The sequence below is a fragment of the Clostridioides sp. LIBA-7678 genome, assembly GCF_056716065.1.
In genome coordinates, this window is record NZ_CP196987.1 from 2,264,227 (window position 1) to 2,283,171 (window position 18,945).

The 18,945-nt window shown below is 27.3% G+C and carries 18 protein-coding genes and 1 other annotated feature; of the genes, 6 read left to right on the forward strand and 12 right to left on the reverse strand.

From position 1 onward, the window contains the following. Positions 1 to 144: 144 nt before the first annotated feature. Genes clpB through ACTG46_RS11025 form a run of 3 tightly spaced genes read right to left on the reverse strand, consistent with a single transcriptional unit; the run spans position 145 to position 3,733 of the window. Entirely contained in the window at positions 145 to 2,739 is a 2,595-nt protein-coding gene (gene clpB, locus ACTG46_RS11015) for an ATP-dependent chaperone ClpB (RefSeq protein ID WP_479922815.1), read from the reverse strand. Positions 2,740 to 2,775: 36 nt separating this feature from the next. Beyond that, complete coding sequence (locus tag ACTG46_RS11020) at positions 2,776 to 3,372, reverse strand: hypothetical protein (RefSeq protein ID WP_054270476.1); 597 nt, start codon at positions 3,370 to 3,372, stop codon at positions 2,776 to 2,778. A gap of 16 nt (positions 3,373 to 3,388) precedes the next feature. Then, positions 3,389 to 3,733, reverse strand: a complete 345-nt coding sequence (locus ACTG46_RS11025) for a replication/maintenance protein RepL (protein ID WP_054270477.1) — start codon at positions 3,731 to 3,733, stop codon at positions 3,389 to 3,391. 420 nt (positions 3,734 to 4,153) lie between these two features. Between ACTG46_RS11025 and ACTG46_RS11030 the strand changes: the two genes are divergently transcribed. The 5 genes from ACTG46_RS11030 (at position 4,154) to ACTG46_RS11050 (ending at position 8,724) form a co-directional block, all read left to right on the forward strand. Beyond that, positions 4,154 to 4,528, forward strand: a complete 375-nt coding sequence (locus ACTG46_RS11030) for a GntR family transcriptional regulator (protein WP_021384840.1) — start codon at positions 4,154 to 4,156, stop codon at positions 4,526 to 4,528. Continuing rightward, positions 4,525 to 5,388, forward strand: coding sequence for an ABC transporter ATP-binding protein (locus ACTG46_RS11035; RefSeq protein ID WP_079739729.1), 864 nt, complete (start codon positions 4,525 to 4,527; stop codon positions 5,386 to 5,388). Before ACTG46_RS11030 ends, ACTG46_RS11035 begins: the two co-directional genes overlap by 4 nt. Beyond that, positions 5,388 to 6,026: an ABC-2 transporter permease gene (locus tag ACTG46_RS11040; RefSeq protein ID WP_054270479.1), complete on the forward strand. Its 639-nt coding sequence runs from the start codon at positions 5,388 to 5,390 to the stop codon at positions 6,024 to 6,026. The genes ACTG46_RS11035 and ACTG46_RS11040 overlap by 1 nt, the downstream gene beginning before the upstream one ends. Before the next feature lie 615 nt (positions 6,027 to 6,641). Beyond that, complete coding sequence (locus ACTG46_RS11045) at positions 6,642 to 7,859, forward strand: M20 family metallo-hydrolase (RefSeq protein WP_479922816.1); 1,218 nt, start codon at positions 6,642 to 6,644, stop codon at positions 7,857 to 7,859. A gap of 166 nt (positions 7,860 to 8,025) precedes the next feature. Beyond that, the gene (locus ACTG46_RS11050; RefSeq protein ID WP_167640667.1) at positions 8,026 to 8,724 is read left to right on the forward strand and encodes an aspartate/glutamate racemase family protein; all 699 of its coding nucleotides are present in this window, start codon (positions 8,026 to 8,028) and stop codon (positions 8,722 to 8,724) included. 191 nt (positions 8,725 to 8,915) lie between these two features. Here the strand turns inward: ACTG46_RS11050 and ACTG46_RS11055 are convergent, their stop codons facing one another. The 8 genes from ACTG46_RS11055 to ACTG46_RS11090 form a co-directional block, all read right to left on the reverse strand. Then, complete coding sequence (locus ACTG46_RS11055; RefSeq protein ID WP_479922817.1) at positions 8,916 to 9,533, reverse strand: hypothetical protein; 618 nt, start codon at positions 9,531 to 9,533, stop codon at positions 8,916 to 8,918. Positions 9,534 to 9,658: 125 nt separating this feature from the next. Then, positions 9,659 to 10,681, reverse strand: coding sequence for an ornithine carbamoyltransferase (gene argF, locus ACTG46_RS11060; protein WP_243193382.1), 1,023 nt, complete (start codon positions 10,679 to 10,681; stop codon positions 9,659 to 9,661). Between the two features lie 104 nt (positions 10,682 to 10,785). Next, a complete protein-coding gene (locus ACTG46_RS11065) occupies positions 10,786 to 11,973 on the reverse strand; it encodes an aspartate aminotransferase family protein (protein WP_479922818.1) in 1,188 nt (395 codons plus the stop codon). A gap of 51 nt (positions 11,974 to 12,024) precedes the next feature. Further along, the gene (argB, locus tag ACTG46_RS11070; protein ID WP_479922819.1) at positions 12,025 to 12,885 is read right to left on the reverse strand and encodes an acetylglutamate kinase; all 861 of its coding nucleotides are present in this window, start codon (positions 12,883 to 12,885) and stop codon (positions 12,025 to 12,027) included. Between the two features lie 14 nt (positions 12,886 to 12,899). After that, on the reverse strand, positions 12,900 to 14,117 hold the full coding sequence (gene argJ, locus ACTG46_RS11075; protein WP_074178217.1) for a bifunctional glutamate N-acetyltransferase/amino-acid acetyltransferase ArgJ: 1,218 nt from the start codon (positions 14,115 to 14,117) through the stop codon (positions 12,900 to 12,902). A 40-nt stretch (positions 14,118 to 14,157) separates the two neighbouring features. Then, positions 14,158 to 15,192 (reverse strand): N-acetyl-gamma-glutamyl-phosphate reductase, encoded by a 1,035-nt coding sequence (gene argC / locus ACTG46_RS11080; RefSeq protein ID WP_479922820.1) that lies wholly within the window; start codon positions 15,190 to 15,192, stop codon positions 14,158 to 14,160. Positions 15,193 to 15,442: 250 nt separating this feature from the next. Then, positions 15,443 to 15,656: a binding site (T-box leader), on the reverse strand. 80 nt (positions 15,657 to 15,736) lie between these two features. After that, positions 15,737 to 16,237, reverse strand: coding sequence for a GNAT family N-acetyltransferase (locus ACTG46_RS11085; protein WP_054270487.1), 501 nt, complete (start codon positions 16,235 to 16,237; stop codon positions 15,737 to 15,739). A gap of 240 nt (positions 16,238 to 16,477) precedes the next feature. Next, positions 16,478 to 17,242, reverse strand: a complete 765-nt coding sequence (locus ACTG46_RS11090; RefSeq protein ID WP_479922821.1) for a YoaP domain-containing protein — start codon at positions 17,240 to 17,242, stop codon at positions 16,478 to 16,480. Between the two features lie 295 nt (positions 17,243 to 17,537). Here ACTG46_RS11090 and ACTG46_RS11095 point away from each other — a divergent pair, with 295 nt between their 5' ends. After that, on the forward strand, positions 17,538 to 18,014 hold the full coding sequence (locus ACTG46_RS11095; protein ID WP_479922822.1) for a GNAT family N-acetyltransferase: 477 nt from the start codon (positions 17,538 to 17,540) through the stop codon (positions 18,012 to 18,014). Between the two features lie 299 nt (positions 18,015 to 18,313). Here the strand turns inward: ACTG46_RS11095 and ACTG46_RS11100 are convergent, their stop codons facing one another. Further along, positions 18,314 to 18,871, reverse strand: a complete 558-nt coding sequence (locus ACTG46_RS11100) for a TetR/AcrR family transcriptional regulator (protein WP_479922823.1) — start codon at positions 18,869 to 18,871, stop codon at positions 18,314 to 18,316. Positions 18,872 to 18,945 lie beyond the last annotated feature (74 nt).

Here is an 18,945-nt window from a genome sequence, read left to right on the forward strand (position 1 = left end):
CTGACTTTGAATCAGATTAGTTTTAATATATTGATTTAAAAGTATTTTTATCAGTTTGACAAAACATATATTTTATTATAGTTTATAAATCAAAAAGAAACAGGGTAAAATCTTTAACATAATTATACCCTGCTTCTTTTTTAATTATTTAACTAAAACTTCAATATTTTCATCTTTTCCATCTATAACTATAGTACATCCATCATATACTTCTCCAGCAATAAGTTTCTTTGCAATTACAGTTTCTAATGTATTTCCTATATATCTCTTAAGTGGTCTTGCTCCATATACAGGGTCATAACCCTCTCTCACCATAACATCTTTAGCTGAATCTGTAACCTCAATAGTAATATCTTTTTCTTTTAATCTATTTTTTAAATCTGTCATAAATATATCTATAATTTTCTTGATATTTTCTTGGTCTAGAGGCTTGAACATTATAATGTCATCTACTCTATTTAAAAACTCAGGTTTAAATCTGTGTTTCATTTCATTCATTACTAAGTTGTTAGTAGTTTCTGTTATATTTCCTCCTGCTTCTAATAGATAATTGCTTCCTATATTAGAAGTCATTATTATAAGAGTATTTTTGAAGTCCACAGTTTTACCCTTATTATCAGTAAGTCTACCATCATCCAATATTTGTAAGAACATGTTAAATACATCCTCATGTGCTTTTTCTATCTCATCAAATAGTATTACAGAATAAGGAGCACGTCTAACTGCTTCTGTAAGTTGTCCTCCTTCCTCATATCCTACATATCCTGGAGGAGGTCCAACTAATCTCGATACAGCATGTTTTTCCATGTATTCAGACATATCAATTCTAATTATATTATCTTCACTATCAAATAAATTTCTAGCAAGAGTTTTTGCAAGCTCAGTTTTACCAACACCTGTAGGTCCTAAGAAAATAAATGAACCAATTGGCTTTCTTTCATCTTTTAGACCAGCTCTTGCACGTATTACTGCATTTGAAACCGCTGTAACTGCTTCATCTTGCCCTATAACCCTTTTGTGAAGCTCTTCTTCTAGTTTAAGTAATTTTTCTCTTTCACCTTCAACTAGTTTAGTTACCGGTATACCTGTCCATTTTGATACAATACTAGATATTTCTTCTTCAGTAACTTCTTCCTTTAAAAGTGAATTTTCAGAACCATCTTTCATACTTTCTTCATAGTTCTTTATTTGTTCTTCTAATTTAGGTATTTCACCATACTTAACCTCTGCTGCTTTATTGAAATCATATTCTCTCTCATATTTTTCAGCTTTACCTTTAGCTTCATCCAATTGAGATTTTAAGTTTTTAATATCTAATATTTGACTCTTTTCTTTTTCGTATTTAGCAGTCATTTCATCATTTTTAGATTTTAATTCCGCTATTTCCTTTTGAATATCATCCAATCTTGATTTACTCTTATCATCATTTTCTTTAAGTAATGCTTCTCTTTCAGTTTCTAGCATAAATAACTTTCTTCTTACAACATCCAATTCTGTTGGTAACGAATCTATTTCACTACGAATCATAGCTCCTGCTTCATCAATTAAATCAATTGCTTTGTCTGGTAAAAATCTATCTTGTATATATCTATGAGAAAGTTTTGCTGCTGCTACAATAGCATTATCATGTATTCTTACTCCATGGTGTATCTCAAATCTTTCTTTTAAACCTCTAAGTATAGATATTGTATCTTCAACAGTAGGTTCTTCTGCAATTACAGGCTGAAAACGTCTTTCAAGTGCCTTATCTTTTTCTATATATTTTCTATATTCATCAAAAGTAGTTGCACCAATACAATTTAATTCACCTCTTGCAAGCATAGGCTTAATAAGATTACCTGCATCCATTGAACCTTCTGTTTTACCAGCTCCAACTATAGTATGAATTTCATCTATAAATAATATAATCTTTCCATCAGAACTTTGAACTTCTTTTAAAACTGCCTTTAATCTTTCTTCAAATTCACCTCTATACTTTGCACCAGCAATTAATGCTCCCATATCAAGGGAAAATACAATTTTGTCTTTTAATCCTTCTGGTACATCGCCTCTTACAATTCTCTCTGCTAATCCTTCAACAATTGCAGTCTTACCTACACCTGGCTCACCAATTAATACAGGATTATTTTTAGTTCTTCTTGATAAAATTCTTATAATTCTTCTTATTTCTTCATCTCTTCCAATTACAGGGTCTAATTTATTTTTCTTAGCTAAATCTACTAAGTTTGTTCCATATCTAGCAAGTGCATCATATGTCCCTTCTGGGTCTTGTGTTTCTACTCTTTGGCTCCCTCTAACTTGTGATAAAACATTTAAAAAGTCATTTTTATTTATATTATATTGTTTTAATATTTTACCAACAATTGATTTTGATTCTGTTTCCATCATTGCAAGCATGACATGCTCTACACTTATATATGAATCTTTAAATTCTTTAGAAATACTCTCTGCCTTTATAAGTACTTCATTTATTTTTCTAGTAGCTGATACTCCTTGTGAGTCAGCGCCTTCTCCATATACTTTTGGAAGCTTATCCAGTTCAGAATTTACAGTATTTCTCAAAGAATCAATTGATATATTCATTTTTTCGATTATATTTGGTATTAATCCATCTTCTTGGTTAATAAGTGCTGAGAAAAGATGAATTACATCTACTTGTTGGTTGTGATTTTTTACTGCTTCATTATAAGCCTCATTTAAACTTTTTTGAACTCTTAAAGTCATTTTTTCTACGTCCATATAAATCCCTCCATTTTAATATTATATCCAAATAAATTAAATTCTCTCATTTATGATTATTGATTTCCTAAGCTCCAAAAGACTATCGAGTAAATTCTCATTTTTTTGCATGTCAAAACTTAACGTTAGATTAAAAGTTTCATCTGAATTAAAAAAATCAAATACTTCTTTTGATTTTGCCCTTAAGTATAAATCTTCATCTATAAGTCTTTTTTCACCAATTAATAAATATTGACATTTATCTATAAAACTCTTTCTAAAATCAATAGTATATAGATTTTCTAAAATATTATATTGATAAATAGCAATATTGTTAAACACTTTTAATATGTTTGAATTTACAAAATTGTAAATTTGATTATCGTTATACAGTGATATTTGTTCATATATATACTCCCTAAATAAAGGATGAATGTTTTGTTTAAGTTTTAAAGTGACTTCGGCTGGTATTTCAAAATAAAGCTTCCAGTACCTAGAATTATTTTTTTCTAATATAAAAGCTACTCTATTTAAACTAGCACGACTAATCTCTTTTAGTGTACAATCAAAATTGTAGTGTCTTAAACTAGTTTTTTCATTCTCAAATACATAATCAAACCACTGTAGAACATTTCTATCAAGTTTTAAACTCATATAAAAACCTTCTTCCTTATTTACTAACCTTACTAGGTCTTTTTATCTCATTATATTCTGCTAATAAACTTTCTTTATCAGCTCTACTACCTTTATAAGCTATATGTGGATTTATCATATACTCCCCATTTTTCACTCTCTGTAAAAAATCCATTTTTTTCAATTCTGTAAACAATGAAGATAAAGAAGTTTTTGGATATTCAAGTTCACAAGATAATTCATGTAGTGTTTTTCTAATCTTATTATTTTTATCCATAGAGTTTATTAATTTTAATGGAATTAAATCTCTTTTAGTATACATTCCTTCTACTACTTTAATATAATTTTTAAAGCAAATATTCATATATTTACTTTTATTCATAACTAAATCTTTACTCTCTGTATATTCCTGATTTAGGTCTTTTTTTAATGTCTTATCTAAATTAAATATCTCTTATCACTCTCCTTACCTCTAATTGATAATATAAATATATTACAAAAAAATATGTATGTCAAAAGTAAGAATGCAAGAAGTTTAGCTCTAGACTAAACTTTTGTTTACCTATAAGCTAAACTTTATTACGTTTTTAAATTAGCATTTCCAATTTATTGGTAACATTTTAGAACAATATTTATAAATTTTTTTTAAAATTTTAATACATCAAAAAAACTAGTATCTTATAAAATACTTTTTTCAAATATATATATTTCAAATTCCTTTTTTTCTAAAAACAGTTGACATATTATATATATATTTATATAATGTGTATATACTATATATACACTTTAAGGAGGTGTTTTGTTGAATATAGTTATTAGTAATTCAAGTGGAAAGCCAATATATGAACAAATTACTACACAAATTAAAAGTATGATTATAAGTGGAGAATTACCAGAAGGGTCAGCTCTTCCAAGTATGAGACTATTGGCAAAGGAACTTAGAATAAGCGTGATTACTACAAAACGAGCATATAGTGATTTAGAACGTGATGGATTTATTGAGACAGTTACTGGTAAAGGTAGCTTTGTATCTAGTAAAAACATGGATTTTGTGAAAGAAGAGCAATTTCGTTTAATTGAAGAGTATCTACAAAAAGCAGTTGATACAGCTAAAAGTAGTGGTATTACATATGACGAACTAAAAGATATTTTACTTTTATTATATAAGGGAGAATGATAATTATGGATGCAATAACTATAAAAAACTTAAATAAAACTTATAAAGATTTTAGTCTACAAAATGTATCTTTTTCAGTACCAAAAGGAAGCATAATGGGATTTGTAGGTGAAAATGGTGCAGGAAAAACTACTACATTGAAAGCAATTTTAAATTTAATTTCTTATGATAGTGGAAATATAGAAATATTTGGTCTTGATAACAAAAAAAATGAAAAAGAAATTAAAGAACAAATTGGTGTCGTATTTGAAGGAAGTAATTTTCATGAAAATTTAAATCTAGATAATGTATCAAAAATTATGAGTAAAATCTATAAAAATTGGAATCATGCATTATTCAAAGACTATTTAAAAAAGTTGAGAGTTCCAGAGAATAAGCTAATTAAGGAGTTTTCAAAGGGTAACAAAATGAAACTTAGTATTGCTGTAGCTTTATCACATAATCCAAAATTATTAATTCTAGATGAAGCAACTAGTTCACTTGACCCTATTGTTCGTGAAGAAATATTGGATATATTTTTAGATTTTATACAAGATGAAGAGCACTCTATTATTTTATCTTCACATATTACAAGTGATTTAGATAAAATAGCTGACTATATTACATTTATACATAAAGGTAAAATAGTCTTTAGTGAAAATAAGGATGAATTAATTAATAATATGGGAATTTTAAAATGCAAACCTACTGATTTTGATAATATTTCAAAAGAAGATTACTCATATTATCGTAAAAGCCAATTTGGATATGAAGTACTTCTTAATGATAAATATAGATTTATAGCAAAACATCCAAACTTTGTAGTTGATAATACGTCTATAGAAGAAATTATGTTATTTTATGTGAGAGGTGATAAATAATGAAAGGCTTAATTTTAAAAGATTTAATTAATTTAAAAGGCAATATAAAATTTCTACTTTTATTTGTAATTATGTTTGGGCTTATATCTTCTTTTGGAGGAGGAGATGCTAATAATCTTGTGGGTATTATTGTAGTCCTATGTACAACAATGATTGTTTCAACATTCTCATATGATGATTTAAATAAATGGGATAGTTATGTACTTACAATGCCTATTAAGCGTAATGATATTGTACTAAGTAAATATTTGACTATGTTAATATTTAGCTTTGTAGGTGTATTGGTTTCACTTATACTTAGTATCATTATTGGTTATTTTAAACATAATTTTATATTAAGTGAAACTCTACTTATTAATGCATTAGTCTTATCTATTTCAATATGTTTTGGTAGTCTTATCTTACCACTTGTTTATAAATTTGGTACAGAAAAAGCTCGTGTATTAATGATTTTATGTTTTTTAGTTCCAACATTACTTTTATTAGTTTCTAAAAATATTCTAGAAACTATTAGTTCACCTCTTTCACTAGAAATTATATTTAATACACTATTATATTCTCTTCCATTTATTGCTATATTGCTATTTGTAATTTCATATTTTATATCATCAAAAATTTATAGCAAAAAAGAAATATAAAATATTTTATATGGGTTTTTATTTAAACTGTTTAAGTAAGATTTTATTAAAAATACTATCAATTTTGTTTTGATAGTATTTTATTTTTATGCCTTATATCTACTCGGTATTATATTTTGAATATTTATCTTTAATAATACTTTACTCTTTTATCAGTATATTCATTCAACATGATGTTCATATAAATTTAATTATTAATTACATTCTTGAATCTAAAAACAAGACTCTGTTTAAAAATAATTCTTATACACAGTAAATTAAATTATTTTAATACTTAATGCCAAAATTACTAAATTTATTAATCATTATTAATAGAATTAAAGTTCTATTTTATTTTTAAAAATTTTAATCTTGATAATATAAAGTTAAAAATAAATTTTCTTAATTTGACATCAGCATAAATGACTATTAGAATAATGTTAAACTAGAGTATTTCAATTGTTCTAGATAAAAAATGAAAATAAATAAAAGATTGTATAAGGAGACAATTCAAACACGGAATTAGAAATTACAGAAAAAGTAGAAAAGCAAGATGAGGATGTTATTTTTCAAGGATTATTAGAATATAACCTTACTAATCCTGAAAATAAAAAAATACATATTTAGGAGGTACACATGCTAGGTCAAAAATGTATGAATTATCTGCAAACATTAGGAAAAATAAGTTCAACAACAAATGGTCTTACAAGACTTATATTAACTGATGAACATAAAAAATCTATTGATTTAATAAGTTCATGGATGAAAGATTTGAATCTTGATATTGAAATTGATGATATTGGAAATGTCATAGGTACATATAAATCTAATATTCCAAATGCCCCTACATTAGTAGTTGCATCTCATCAAGATAGTGTAAAATGTGGAGGTATATTTGATGGTATGCTAGGAATAATAGTCCCTTTAATTGGACTTGAAGAGTCAAAAAACAAGAATAAATCTTATCCTTTCAACATTAAGCTAGTTGCCTTCGCCGAAGAGGAAGGAACTAGATTTGAAACATCTTTAATGGGAAGTAAAGTTTTTGCTGGCACTTTTAAAAATAATCTTCTTAAATCTGTTGATGAAAATGGAATTACACTTGAAGAAGCTGTAACAAAGTTTGGATTTAATACTAAAAACTTAATAAATTTACATCCTAGAAAAGATATAGATGCGTATTTAGAATTTCATATTGAACAAGGACCTGTCTTAGAAAATGAATCTCTTCCTGCTGGAATTGTATCAAGTATTACAGGATTTAAAAGTTTTAAGATATCAGTAAATGGTAAATCTGGACATGCTGGTACACTACCAATGGATATGAGATTTGATGCTGGATGTTGTGCTTGTGAATGTGTGTTAGCCATTGAAAATATAGCTAGAATGACTACTAATTTAGTTGCTACTGTTGGAAAGATGAATTTCTATCCATCTTCATCAAATGTAGTACCTGAAAGGGTTGAATTTACCCTTGATGTACGTTCTTGTTCTCAAGAAGTTCTTGATAGTTCAGTAGAAAAGATATTCAACGAAATATCTCATATATGTGAGGATAGAAAGCTTAATTATACAAGTGAACTTTCTTTTGAAAATGTTCCTGTACCATGTTCTGATAAAATAACTAAAACTATAGAAAAAAGTTTTATAGACTTAAATCTTAATCCTTTTTATATTTACAGTGGAGCTGGTCATGATGCTCAAGAAATGGACAATATAACTGATATTGGTATGGTATTTATAAGATGCGCTGGAGGAATAAGTCATAATCCTGACGAAAGTGTTTCTGTAGATGATTTAGATATTGCTGTAAAAATATTTTTAAAAATATTAGATAATCTCGATTTAAAATAATTTTATACCAGAAAAAATACACAATTAAAGCATATTATCATTACTTACCTTATGCTATATAATTGTATTATATTATCTATTATAAAAGCAGACTTTTATACTATTATATAACCAGTTTTGATATTTTATACCTAAGATAAATTTGTACATTAAGGAGATAATTTTTATGGATGAAAAATTAATTGGAATTTTAGCTGGAATGGGCCCAAGGTCAACTGCACCATTTGTGGATTTAGTTATTGATGAATGTCAATCACAATATGGAGCAAAATATGATGATGAGTTCCCAAAGATGATGATATATTCCTTACCTACTCCATTTTACATTGACCGTTCAATAAACCATGAACTTATGAAACAAACTATTATTGATGGTTTGCAAAAACTTGAATCAATTGGAGTAAATTTTATTGCTATGCCATGTAATTCAGCACATATATACTTTAAAGAATTAAAAGAATCAATTAATATACCACTGTTAAACATTGTAGAAGAAACCATTAAGAAACTTCCTACTGTCTCACAAAAAGTAACCCTTTTTTCAACTAAATCAACATTTGAATCTACAATTTATCAAGAGGGCATACTACATAATGGGCATGAGTTTATATTTAAAGATGAATGGCAGAAAAAATTAAATACTCTTATTCAAAATATAAAAACAGATAAAGGAAACCCATATAATATTGATATTTGGAATGAACTTATTGAAGATGTGAAAAAAGAATCTATTAAAAATATAATAATTGCTTGTACTGATTTAAATGTAGTTTTAGAAAAATCTCATTCTTCAATTAATATTATCGATTCATCAAAATGTTTAGCTGAAGCAGTTATCAACAAATATCTAAAACTAGCTAAATAAATTTTTAGATACTATATTTTAGAAAAGATACAAGTTGTTTGTTTAGTTAAAAAAATATAAACCTATAGTTTTATATTTTAATTCTTTGATGATATAAAATTTAGCTATATATTATAGTATTTTAATAGAAAAGGATACCAAGATTGGTATCCTTTTTAAATATTTTTCTATTTATTACACTTAAGATTATACTATTGAATAGTACCCATAGAATTAGATAACTCTTGTCCTGCTGTAACAAGATTAGATAATAATACATCAGCTACTGCATCATTAACTGAACTTATTATCCATTTGTTATCTTTTTTAGAACACTCAAACTCTACAGTTTTTGTTACATAAGTCTCTTTAACACTTTTTTGTTTTTCTTTCATAATTGATACTAGCATTTCAGTTGTTTTTTCATCAGTTAAGTCTTGTCCTGAAAAACTCATACCAAGCATCTTTGTAAATGCTTCAGCTACTATCTCTTTAAGTAATGGTGTTGAATCTACAAACTTACACTCTACTTTTACTGTCACCTTATTATCTTTAATCTCACTATCTTTTATTGTATATGTGATTTTAGATGCATTTTGTTTTAGATAATCTAAAGCATACTGTGCATTTGGGTCTTTTGTATCTAGTTCTTTTAATACATCTTTATATTTTTCATCATTATTCTCCATTACCTTATTCATGCCTTCAAAGTCAAACTTCTTTGCACTGTTAAAAAAACTATCGATTGTATCTTCTGGTTTTGCACTTGAACATGCTGTTAAAGATATTGCTAATAAAAAAGTTGTTAAAACTAATATGATTTTTTTCATATCTCAAATCCTCCCTCTTAATTTGTTGATACATAAGTTATTTTAACATATAATAAGAGTTTTTGAATAATATATTTAGAATATTTATGCATTTTCCTTAAAATAAGGCTTAGGATAAAGGATGTCTATACTAAACTGTTATTCATGTCTACATCAGTCATAGTAGAAACCATAACCGCTTTTATAGTATGCATTCTATTTTCAGCTTCTTCAAATACCTTTGAATATTTTGAATTAAATACCTCATCTGTAACCTCTAGCTCTGATAATCCAAATTTTTCATAAATTTCTTGAGCAACTTTAGTTTCTAAGTCATGGAATGCTGGAAGGCAGTGTAAAAATATAACATTTTCATTTTCAGTTTTCTTTATCATTTCCATATTTACTTGATAATCCTTAAGTTGATTTATTCTTGTTTCATATTGTTCTTCTTCTCCCATAGAAACCCATACATCTGTATATATAACATCTGCACCTTTTACATCATCAATATTCTCAGTCAATATTATATCTCCCTTAGATTTCTTAGCTATCTCCTTCATATCCTTCACTAACTCTTCATTTGGCCAAAGTTCTTTAGGTGCAAGTGCTACAAAATGGATTCCCATTTTAGCACATCCTATCATTAATGAATTTCCCATATTATTTCTAGCATCACCAACATACACGAATTTGACTTTATTCAAATCCTTATCTACATTTTCAATCACTGTTAAAAAATCTGCAAGTATTTGCGTTGGATGGTATTCATCTGTAAGTCCATTCCAAACAGGTACACCAGAATATTTAGCCAAGCTTTCAACTGTTTCCTGTTTAAAGCCTCTAAACTCTATTCCATCATAAAATCTGCCTAAGACTTTTGCTGTATCAGATACAGACTCTTTTTTTCCCATATGACAATCATTAGGGCCTAGATAAGTTACATGTGCTCCTTCATCATGGGCAGCTACTTCAAATGAACATCTAGTTCTTGTTGATGTTTTCTCAAATAATAAAGCTATATTTTTCCCTTGTAGTAAATCTCCTTTTATGCCGACCTTTTTCTTAGTTTTTAAATAACTAGATAAAGTTAATAAATATCTGATTTCCTCTTTTGTAAAATCCTTTAATGTTAAAAAACTCTTTCCCTTTAAGCTTATATTATTCATATTCATTCTCCCCTTTTTGTAAACTTTTTTAAATTCAGTTAAATTTGCGAGTTATTTATTTTATATATATTAATTCTTTATTTTAATTATTTGTTTTTGAATATTTAGTTAATTTCTAGTAGTATGTCTTTTAAAATTTTAAGAGCCTCATCTATTTCTTTGTAACTGACTGTTAATGGTGGTAAAAATCTTAATACATTTTTACCAGCAGTCAAAATAAGCAACCCTTTTTTTCTAGCTTTCTCTTCTATAATGCTAGATTCAACACTAGTTTCAATTCCTATCATCAAACCAAGACCTTTTGTGTTTAGTACTACTTCACTATTAAAATCCTCAATAGATTTTCTTATATAAGCACCTTTTTCTGTTATATCATTATAAAAACCTTCTTTAGATATCTCATCTAATACAACTGTAGCTGCCACCATGGCCAATAAATTACCTCCAAAGGTTGTACCTTGGTCTCCTTTTCCTAGTACTTTTGAAAGCTTTTCATTTACTAGTACTCCACCTATTGGTATGCCTGCTCCTAATCCTTTTGCTACTGTAACTATGTCTGGTTTTACATCAAAGTATTCATATCCAAAAAGCTTACCAGTTCTTGCTATACCACATTGGACTTCATCAAAAATCAACACTATATCTTTTTCTTTGCATATTTTTGATAGTTCTAAAACATAATCTTTTTCAAGTACATTAACTCCACCTTCACCTTGGATTGCTTCGAGTATTATTGCACAAACACTTGAATCTATGTTACTTTTTAAATCTTCAATATTATTTCTTTCTATATACTTAAAACCTTCAGGAAGTGGATAAAAGTACTTATGATATTTATCCATACCAGTTGCCATTAAAGACATCATTGTTCTACCATGAAAAGAGTCTTTTAAACTTATAATAGTTCCTCTACCTTCACCATATTTATCACTACTATACTTTCTTGCTATTTTAAATGCTGCCTCATTTGCCTCTGTTCCAGAATTACAAAAATATACTTTATCCATTCCACTTATATTAATTATTTTCTCTCCAGCATATAATACTGGTTCATTAAAATATAGATTTGAAGTATGAAGTAGTTTATCCACTTGTTCTTTTAAAGCATTTTTTAGACTGTTATTACTATATCCAAGAGAAGATACTCCATATCCACTTGTAAAATCTATATACTTATTACCATCAATATCAAAAAAGCAACTTCCTTTACCATAATCTATAACAAAATTAGGTTGATTATATGTATCTATAAAATATTCATTCCATTTTGAGATTGTACTGTTCTTATTCATTCTTATCATCCCTTCTTAGATTCATAATTTTCTTATATATTATTTTCTTTTCTATTCATTTTCTTTTCTTATTAATGTTCCTATACCACTATCAGTAAATAACTCTGTTATTATAGAATGAGGAACTCTTCCATCCAAAATATGCACTCTATTTACTCCATTATTTAAGGCATCTACACAACCACATATTTTAGGTATCATACCTCCAGTAATTATTCCTTCTGCAAATAATTTATCAACATTCTCTAATATAACTTCTGTTATTAATGATTTTTCTTCATCTGGATCTCTTAATAAGCCAGGTACATCTGTAAGAAGTATCAATTTATCTGCATTTAATTCCTTGGCTATAGCAGAAGCTGCTGTATCTCCATTTATATTATAAGTTTCGCCATCCTCTCCAACACCTATAGTGGCAATTACTGAAATATAACCTGACTTTAAACAAGATTCTATAAGCTCCACATTTACTTTTTTGATTTCACCTACAAATCCTAGCTCATAATTTTTATACGGGTCGCATAAAAGCATATTATTGTCTATTCCACAAAGACCCACTGCTTTTCCACCTTTCGTATGTATTTTATTCACTAAGTCTTTATTTACTTTACCAGCAAGCACCATTTTTACAATTTCCATAGTCTCTTCATCTGTATATCTAAGTCCATTTACAAATTTACTTTCTATATCTACTTTTGCGAGCATCTTATTAATTTCTGCCCCTCCGCCATGTACTAGAACTATATTGATTCCAACATAACTCATTAGTACAAGGTCTTCCATAACAGATTCTTTTAGACCATCTTTTTTCATTGCACTTCCACCATACTTAACCACAATAGTCTTACCTTGATGTTTTTCTATATAAGGTAAAGCTTCTATAAGTGTATTTGCTTTTTCTATATTAATCATTAAAATATTTCCTCCTAATTTCTATAGCTTCCATTTATTCTTACATAATCATAGCTTAAGTCACATCCCCATGCATTTCCTCGAGCATTTCCCATATTTAAATTTACTAATATACTTATTTCATCATCTTCAAGAATTTTTTTTGCTTTTTCTTCATTAAAATCTAATCCATTTCCATTTTTACATACTTCAATATATCCCTTCATACTTTCAAAAATAATATCCACTTTTTCCATATCTATATCTTCACCTGCATATCCTAAAGCACACAGTATTCTTCCCCAATTTGCATCAGCTCCAAATACAGCTGTCTTTACTAGCGAAGAAGATATAACTGTTTTTGCTAATTTTACTGCATGTTCTTCACTTAATGCTCCATTTATATAACATTCAATTAATTTTGTACATCCTTCTCCATCTTTGGCAACTAATTTAGCAAGTTCTATACAAACATATGTAAGTGCACTCAAGAATACTTGATAATGTTCATCCTTTTTACTCATCTTCTCATTCTTTGCTTTTCCATTCGCTAGAATCATTACCATATCATTAGTACTTGTGTCTCCATCTACACTAACTCTATTGAAACTTTTATCAACAGCCACCTTCAAAGCTTCTTTTAGCAAAACTCCATCAATATTTGCATCAGTAGTTATAAATCCTAAAGTTGTAGCCATATTAGGGTGTATCATACCTGAACCTTTTGCCATACCACCAATAGTTATCTTTTTATCCCCATACATTATTGCTACTGCTATTTCTTTTTTTATAATGTCAGTCGTCATAATTGCTTCTCTTGCTCCAATATGACCTTGCTTGCTTAGATTATTCACTAATTCATCCATATTTTCTTCTATTAAGTCTATATTTAATGGCTTTCCTATAACACCTGTAGATGCAACTAAAACATCATTTTCCTTAATATTTAATTTATCACTAGTGAATTTAGCCATTTTGTAAGCATTTATAAGTCCTTCTTTTCCATTAAATGTGTTAGCATTGGCACTGTTTACTATAATAGCCTGTGCTTTTCCATTTTTAATATGTTCCTGTGTTACATAAACAGGATTTCCTTTTACCTTATTTTGAGTAACTACCGCTGCTGCATCACATAAAACATCTGAATAAACCAAGGCTAAATCTCTTTTTTCTTTATTTTTTCTCAAGCCACAGTGAATTCCAGAAGCAAAGAATCCTTCTGAAACTGTAACTCCACCCTTTATAATTTCCATCTTTATCCTCCTACCTATATGAGTTTAGTATTTTTTATTCCTAAAATGATGGTGCTATATTTTTTAAACCTGTAGTTTCATCAATACCGAACATTATATTCATATTCTGTATAGCTTGCCCTGCTGCTCCCTTAATCATATTGTCTATAGCTGAGCAAATTATCAATGTATCTCCATTTTCATGTAATGATATTGCACATTTATTTGATAACTTAACATTCTTTAAAGAGGCTACTTTTCCCAATGGAAGAACTTCTATAAATTCTTTATATTCATAATAATCAGTCAATTTTTCATATATCTGATTTATAGAGATATTATCCTCTTTTGCACAATATATAGTTGATAATATCCCTCTATTTACTGGAATTAGATTCGGTGTAAAAACTACATTTATTTTTTCTTTATATGCTTCACTTAAATTTTGTTCTATCTCTGGAGTATGTCTATGTTTGCCTATTTTATATGCAGTTATATTTTCATTAACCTCAGTAAAGTGGCTACTAAATGACAATTCTCTACCAGCCCCTGTAAGACCTGATTTAGAGTCAATGATTATATTATTGCATTTTATTAACTTAGAACTCAATAATGGTATTAATGGTAAAGAAATACTAGTAGGATAACATCCTGGATTTGCAATTATATCTGCATCTTTTATATCATCCTCATATATTTCACTTAATCCATAAACAGCTTTTTTATGTAAAGTCTCATCTATAAATGGTACTCCATACCACTTGTTATATATTTCTTCATCTTTTATTCTAAAATCAGCACCTAAATCTATAACTTTCTTTTTAGATTCAATTGCTTTTATTGCAAACTTTTCACTAACCCCATGTGGGAGAGCAGTGAACACAACATCACACATATCAATAATTTTTTCGTTTTCTATACATATCATGCTATTTTTATAGCCTATACTCGGGTATAGTTCAACTATATCTTTTCCTACATACGAATTTGAACCTATTGCTGTCACTTCAACTTTATCATGGTTTATTAATAATCTTAGTAATTCTACTCCAACATATCCAGTTGCGCCAATAATCCCAGCTTTTATTTTACTCATTTTATTCCCTCCATTTTATATTAAAGCAATATTAGAATTCTATTTTTATTTCTTATCATATAATAATCATTTGATAATACATAGATTAAAACCTTCTAACTAAAATAAAAGCCCCTTAGTATTATAAATACTAAGAGGCGAATTTCCGCGGTACCACTCTTATTGGTAAAATTATAATAATCTCTACAAATCAAATCAAAAAGTATCTGCAAATGAATTCTTAAAATTAAAAAAGCCTCTTGGTCAAAGACCAAGAGACGAATATACACCCGCGTTACCACTCTAATTGATAAGATAATCTTACCCACTCTAATCTCTTAAGGCGAGACTCACCAATTACCATACTATTAATTCTGGTAATCTTCTCCAAAGCTCTATTCACAATAAAATTCATTACTAGGCTTCCACCAACCCCAGCTCTCTATCAATTATTTTTATGCTACTCTCTTTTTCATAGAATTTCAATTTATTTTCTTATTGTTTTATATGATAGTTTATTTTTTTAACTTTGTCAATATAATTTATAAAATCTTGGAATTTTTTTCTATATGCTTAATTTCCACCATTTTGTATTAGAATTTCGATATAATTTAAATCCACATCGTAATAAAACATTTTGTGAAGCGATATTTTCAATATCAGTTTCAGCTATTACAAAAGATACATTTGGTTGATTTAATCCCCAGTCACATATTTTTTCAACTGCTTCTGTCATATATCCTTTTTTTCTGTAATTATCACCTAAACCATAACCAATCTCAATTTCACCATGAAAATTTGGTACATCTTTAAAATCAACTAGGCCTATAACTTTACGATTTTCATTTAACATAATAAACCAAAATGTATAAAATAATATATTTTTTTTATCTTTATTAGCAATATTTATTTGTCCTTTTACAATATCATAGAAAAATCCAGTTACTGGTTGTGCACAATAAGTACAGTTTAATTCTCCTTCTAATTTTGAGTTATCGAAAATCCAAAGCTCAAGTTGACGAAGTGATAGTGGAATTAAAGTTAATCTTTTTGTTTTTAATATCATTTTTTCTCCTTTTTAAGAGAAAGATTATAATTGTTATCAAAAAAACACCTAAACAGATACAATAACAATCCTTCTATTATTGTTTATATATATTTTAATCTGTTTAAAGAGTCTTTTCATATTCATCACCTCCTAATACTATTCTTTTATATTATCATATATCAATTTAAGAGACATCTAAAATATATTAAATTATAGAATACTACAATTTCAGATTGCAATATTTATATCATTTTTTAGTTATATATTTTGAACCTTACTATCTAAAAATTTTTCAATCTTTTTCTCAGAAAGTATCTCATTAGTCATAAATTCACCATTAAAGAAAAGACTGTATGTAGTAAATGGTGCAGGAGCATTTTGAGCTTCTTTTGCTGTTTCAAATTTTATGAGATTTACATCTATACTTCTAGAATCTGCAATTTTCTTCAAAATAGAAGCATATTTTTCTGTGTGTGGACACTGGTTACTATAATATAAAACGATGCTCTTTCCATTTAATTTTCTTTGCTTCACACAATCCTTAAAACATGGAATAGGAGCATTATCAGTAAATGTAAGATATAATAACTCATAATTTGGTTCTGATGTATCTGCTAAACAAAATCCCTTATATTTTAGATATTTAGCATCAGATAAAAACGGCATTTTTTTACTGGATGAAAGCACAACTAATCCATATTTTCCTTTTGATTTTGCATCATCAATACATTCCTGTAGCAATAAATTAGAATATCCTTGACCTTTGAATTTTCCAGATAACCAAAAACAGTTAATAAACATATAATTATCTGCGATAATAGGAGACCATGCATTTTCTGCTGGAATATATTCTATAAAAGCTTTACCTCTTACATCAAGTCGTTTAAAAACAAGACCTTTATCAAAATGATTTTTCATCCAAAGTTTTTTAGAAAGAGCACAATTTTCTCCTTTTTTTTCAGAAATTGAACAGCATATATGTTCATTGTCAATATTATTTATATTTATATCAATAATTTTCATACTTTTCTCCTTTTCTAATTATATAATAGTTTATGAATATCATTTATATATTTTTATTTTAACATTTTAAATACGACAATATTATGTCATATTTATAGTTTTTAAATAATGTCATTTTAGACTTATTTAAACTACTAAATTGTATATATTTAAGTAAATTTTATAGTATATCTCTATTGTATATAAATTATATATTATCATAATATTCTAAATTTATAAAATAAATCGTATTGACTTAAATATATTTAAGATATATACTTATAATAAAATTTTTTTAATAATAGAGGTGTTGCTTGTGATAAGTAAAGAATATTTAATAAGAGCATTAAAAGAACAGGACATTATAAATGCATTAGATTTAATATGGAATGTATTTGAAGAATTTGAATCTCCAGATTATTGTGATGATGGAATCAAATCATTTCATGAATTTATAGAATATAACTCTATTATTGAAAAAGTCCAAGAAAAACCACTCTTCTTTTGGGGTTGTTTTGATTGTAAAAAATTAATAGGAGTCTTATCTATTAGAGATTTAAATCATATATGTATGCTATTTGTAGATAAAAATTATCATAAACGTGGTATTGCAAGAAAATTAATGAATACAGGTATAGAATATTGTACTAATAACAAAACCAATCTAACAGAAATCACTGTAAATTCATCACCTTATGCAGTTGAAGTTTACCACAAATTAGGATTTAAAGATGTTGATATTGAGCAAACTGTTGATGGTATACGTTTTACACCTATGAAATTGACAATATAATAACTTAAATAAAAAGCAAAGTCTCTTAAATATTTTATAGTAGCTTTGCTTTTTATTAATGCTTAAAAGTAATTATACCTTTTTTATTTTTGATAACACACTTTAAAAATCTTACTAATATGGAACTTTGATTTATTTTTTTATATCTTTTTTGTTAATGTATCAATCAAATTAATTATTAAACTATTAGCTTTATATAAACAAGAGATATTTTTTATTATTGTATTTTTACAATTTACCCACTAGATATATAATATCAATCATCTATTGTATTAACATATAGCCCTAAGAGTTTCCTACTAATCATACTTTTTATGAATACCTAATAGAACAGTATCAATGGAATCAGCTAGACCTTTTATAGCTTCTTCTTGACTTACAAGTGCTTTTCCAAGTTGTAAAGTCGAATAACCATGCAGTACACTCATTATCAAATTTAACACTTCATCTGTGTTTTTTATTTCTAAATTACAAGAAACAATAAGTTTTTCTAATAAGGTTTTATATTCACCAAATACCTCTAATGTTTCATTATTTCCATGCCAAGTAGCCCATTGTATTGTTTCATAGACACCAGGATGAGAAGTTACAAAATTAAAATATTCTATACTTATACATTTTATAGCTGTGTCTCCAGACTTACCAATAGCAACCTTTTCCATCTGATTATTCATTTTTCGCATTCCATTATGTGCCACTTCAAGTAGCAGGTCATCTAAACTTTCTATATGATTGTATAAAGATGGTGTACGTATACCTAGCTTTGCTGCAACAACTTTTAAAGAAACCCTATTAAGACCATCTTTATCAGCTATATCTGATGCAGTTTGTATAACTATTTCTCTATTAACACGCATAATTCTCCTTCTTTCATTTTAAATTACTTACCTTATTAGTTTAATTAATCTAATTAGTTTCGTCAATAATTGAA

What these genes read in the sequence shown, in the direction of transcription:
- clpB (WP_479922815.1), bottom strand. Translation starts at nt 2,739, where the DNA reads ATGGACGTAGAAAAAATGACTTTAAGAGTTCAAAAAAGTTTAAATGAG.
- ACTG46_RS11020 (WP_054270476.1), bottom strand. Translation starts at nt 3,372, where the DNA reads ATGAGTTTAAAACTTGATAGAAATGTTCTACAGTGGTTTGATTATGTA.
- ACTG46_RS11025 (WP_054270477.1), bottom strand. Translation starts at nt 3,733, where the DNA reads ATGAATAAAAGTAAATATATGAATATTTGCTTTAAAAATTATATTAAA.
- ACTG46_RS11035 (WP_079739729.1), top strand. Translation starts at nt 4,525, where the DNA reads ATGATAATTATGGATGCAATAACTATAAAAAACTTAAATAAAACTTAT.
- ACTG46_RS11040 (WP_054270479.1), top strand. Translation starts at nt 5,388, where the DNA reads ATGAAAGGCTTAATTTTAAAAGATTTAATTAATTTAAAAGGCAATATA.
- ACTG46_RS11045 (WP_479922816.1), top strand. Translation starts at nt 6,642, where the DNA reads ATGCTAGGTCAAAAATGTATGAATTATCTGCAAACATTAGGAAAAATA.
- ACTG46_RS11050 (WP_167640667.1), top strand. Translation starts at nt 8,026, where the DNA reads ATGGATGAAAAATTAATTGGAATTTTAGCTGGAATGGGCCCAAGGTCA.
- ACTG46_RS11055 (WP_479922817.1), bottom strand. Translation starts at nt 9,533, where the DNA reads ATGAAAAAAATCATATTAGTTTTAACAACTTTTTTATTAGCAATATCT.
- argF (WP_243193382.1), bottom strand. Translation starts at nt 10,681, where the DNA reads ATGAATAATATAAGCTTAAAGGGAAAGAGTTTTTTAACATTAAAGGAT.
- ACTG46_RS11065 (WP_479922818.1), bottom strand. Translation starts at nt 11,973, where the DNA reads ATGAATAAGAACAGTACAATCTCAAAATGGAATGAATATTTTATAGAT.
- argB (WP_479922819.1), bottom strand. Translation starts at nt 12,885, where the DNA reads ATGATTAATATAGAAAAAGCAAATACACTTATAGAAGCTTTACCTTAT.
- argJ (WP_074178217.1), bottom strand. Translation starts at nt 14,117, where the DNA reads ATGGAAATTATAAAGGGTGGAGTTACAGTTTCAGAAGGATTCTTTGCT.
- argC (WP_479922820.1), bottom strand. Translation starts at nt 15,192, where the DNA reads ATGAGTAAAATAAAAGCTGGGATTATTGGCGCAACTGGATATGTTGGA.
- ACTG46_RS11085 (WP_054270487.1), bottom strand. Translation starts at nt 16,237, where the DNA reads ATGATATTAAAAACAAAAAGATTAACTTTAATTCCACTATCACTTCGT.
- ACTG46_RS11090 (WP_479922821.1), bottom strand. Translation starts at nt 17,242, where the DNA reads ATGAAAATTATTGATATAAATATAAATAATATTGACAATGAACATATA.
- ACTG46_RS11100 (WP_479922823.1), bottom strand. Translation starts at nt 18,871, where the DNA reads ATGCGTGTTAATAGAGAAATAGTTATACAAACTGCATCAGATATAGCT.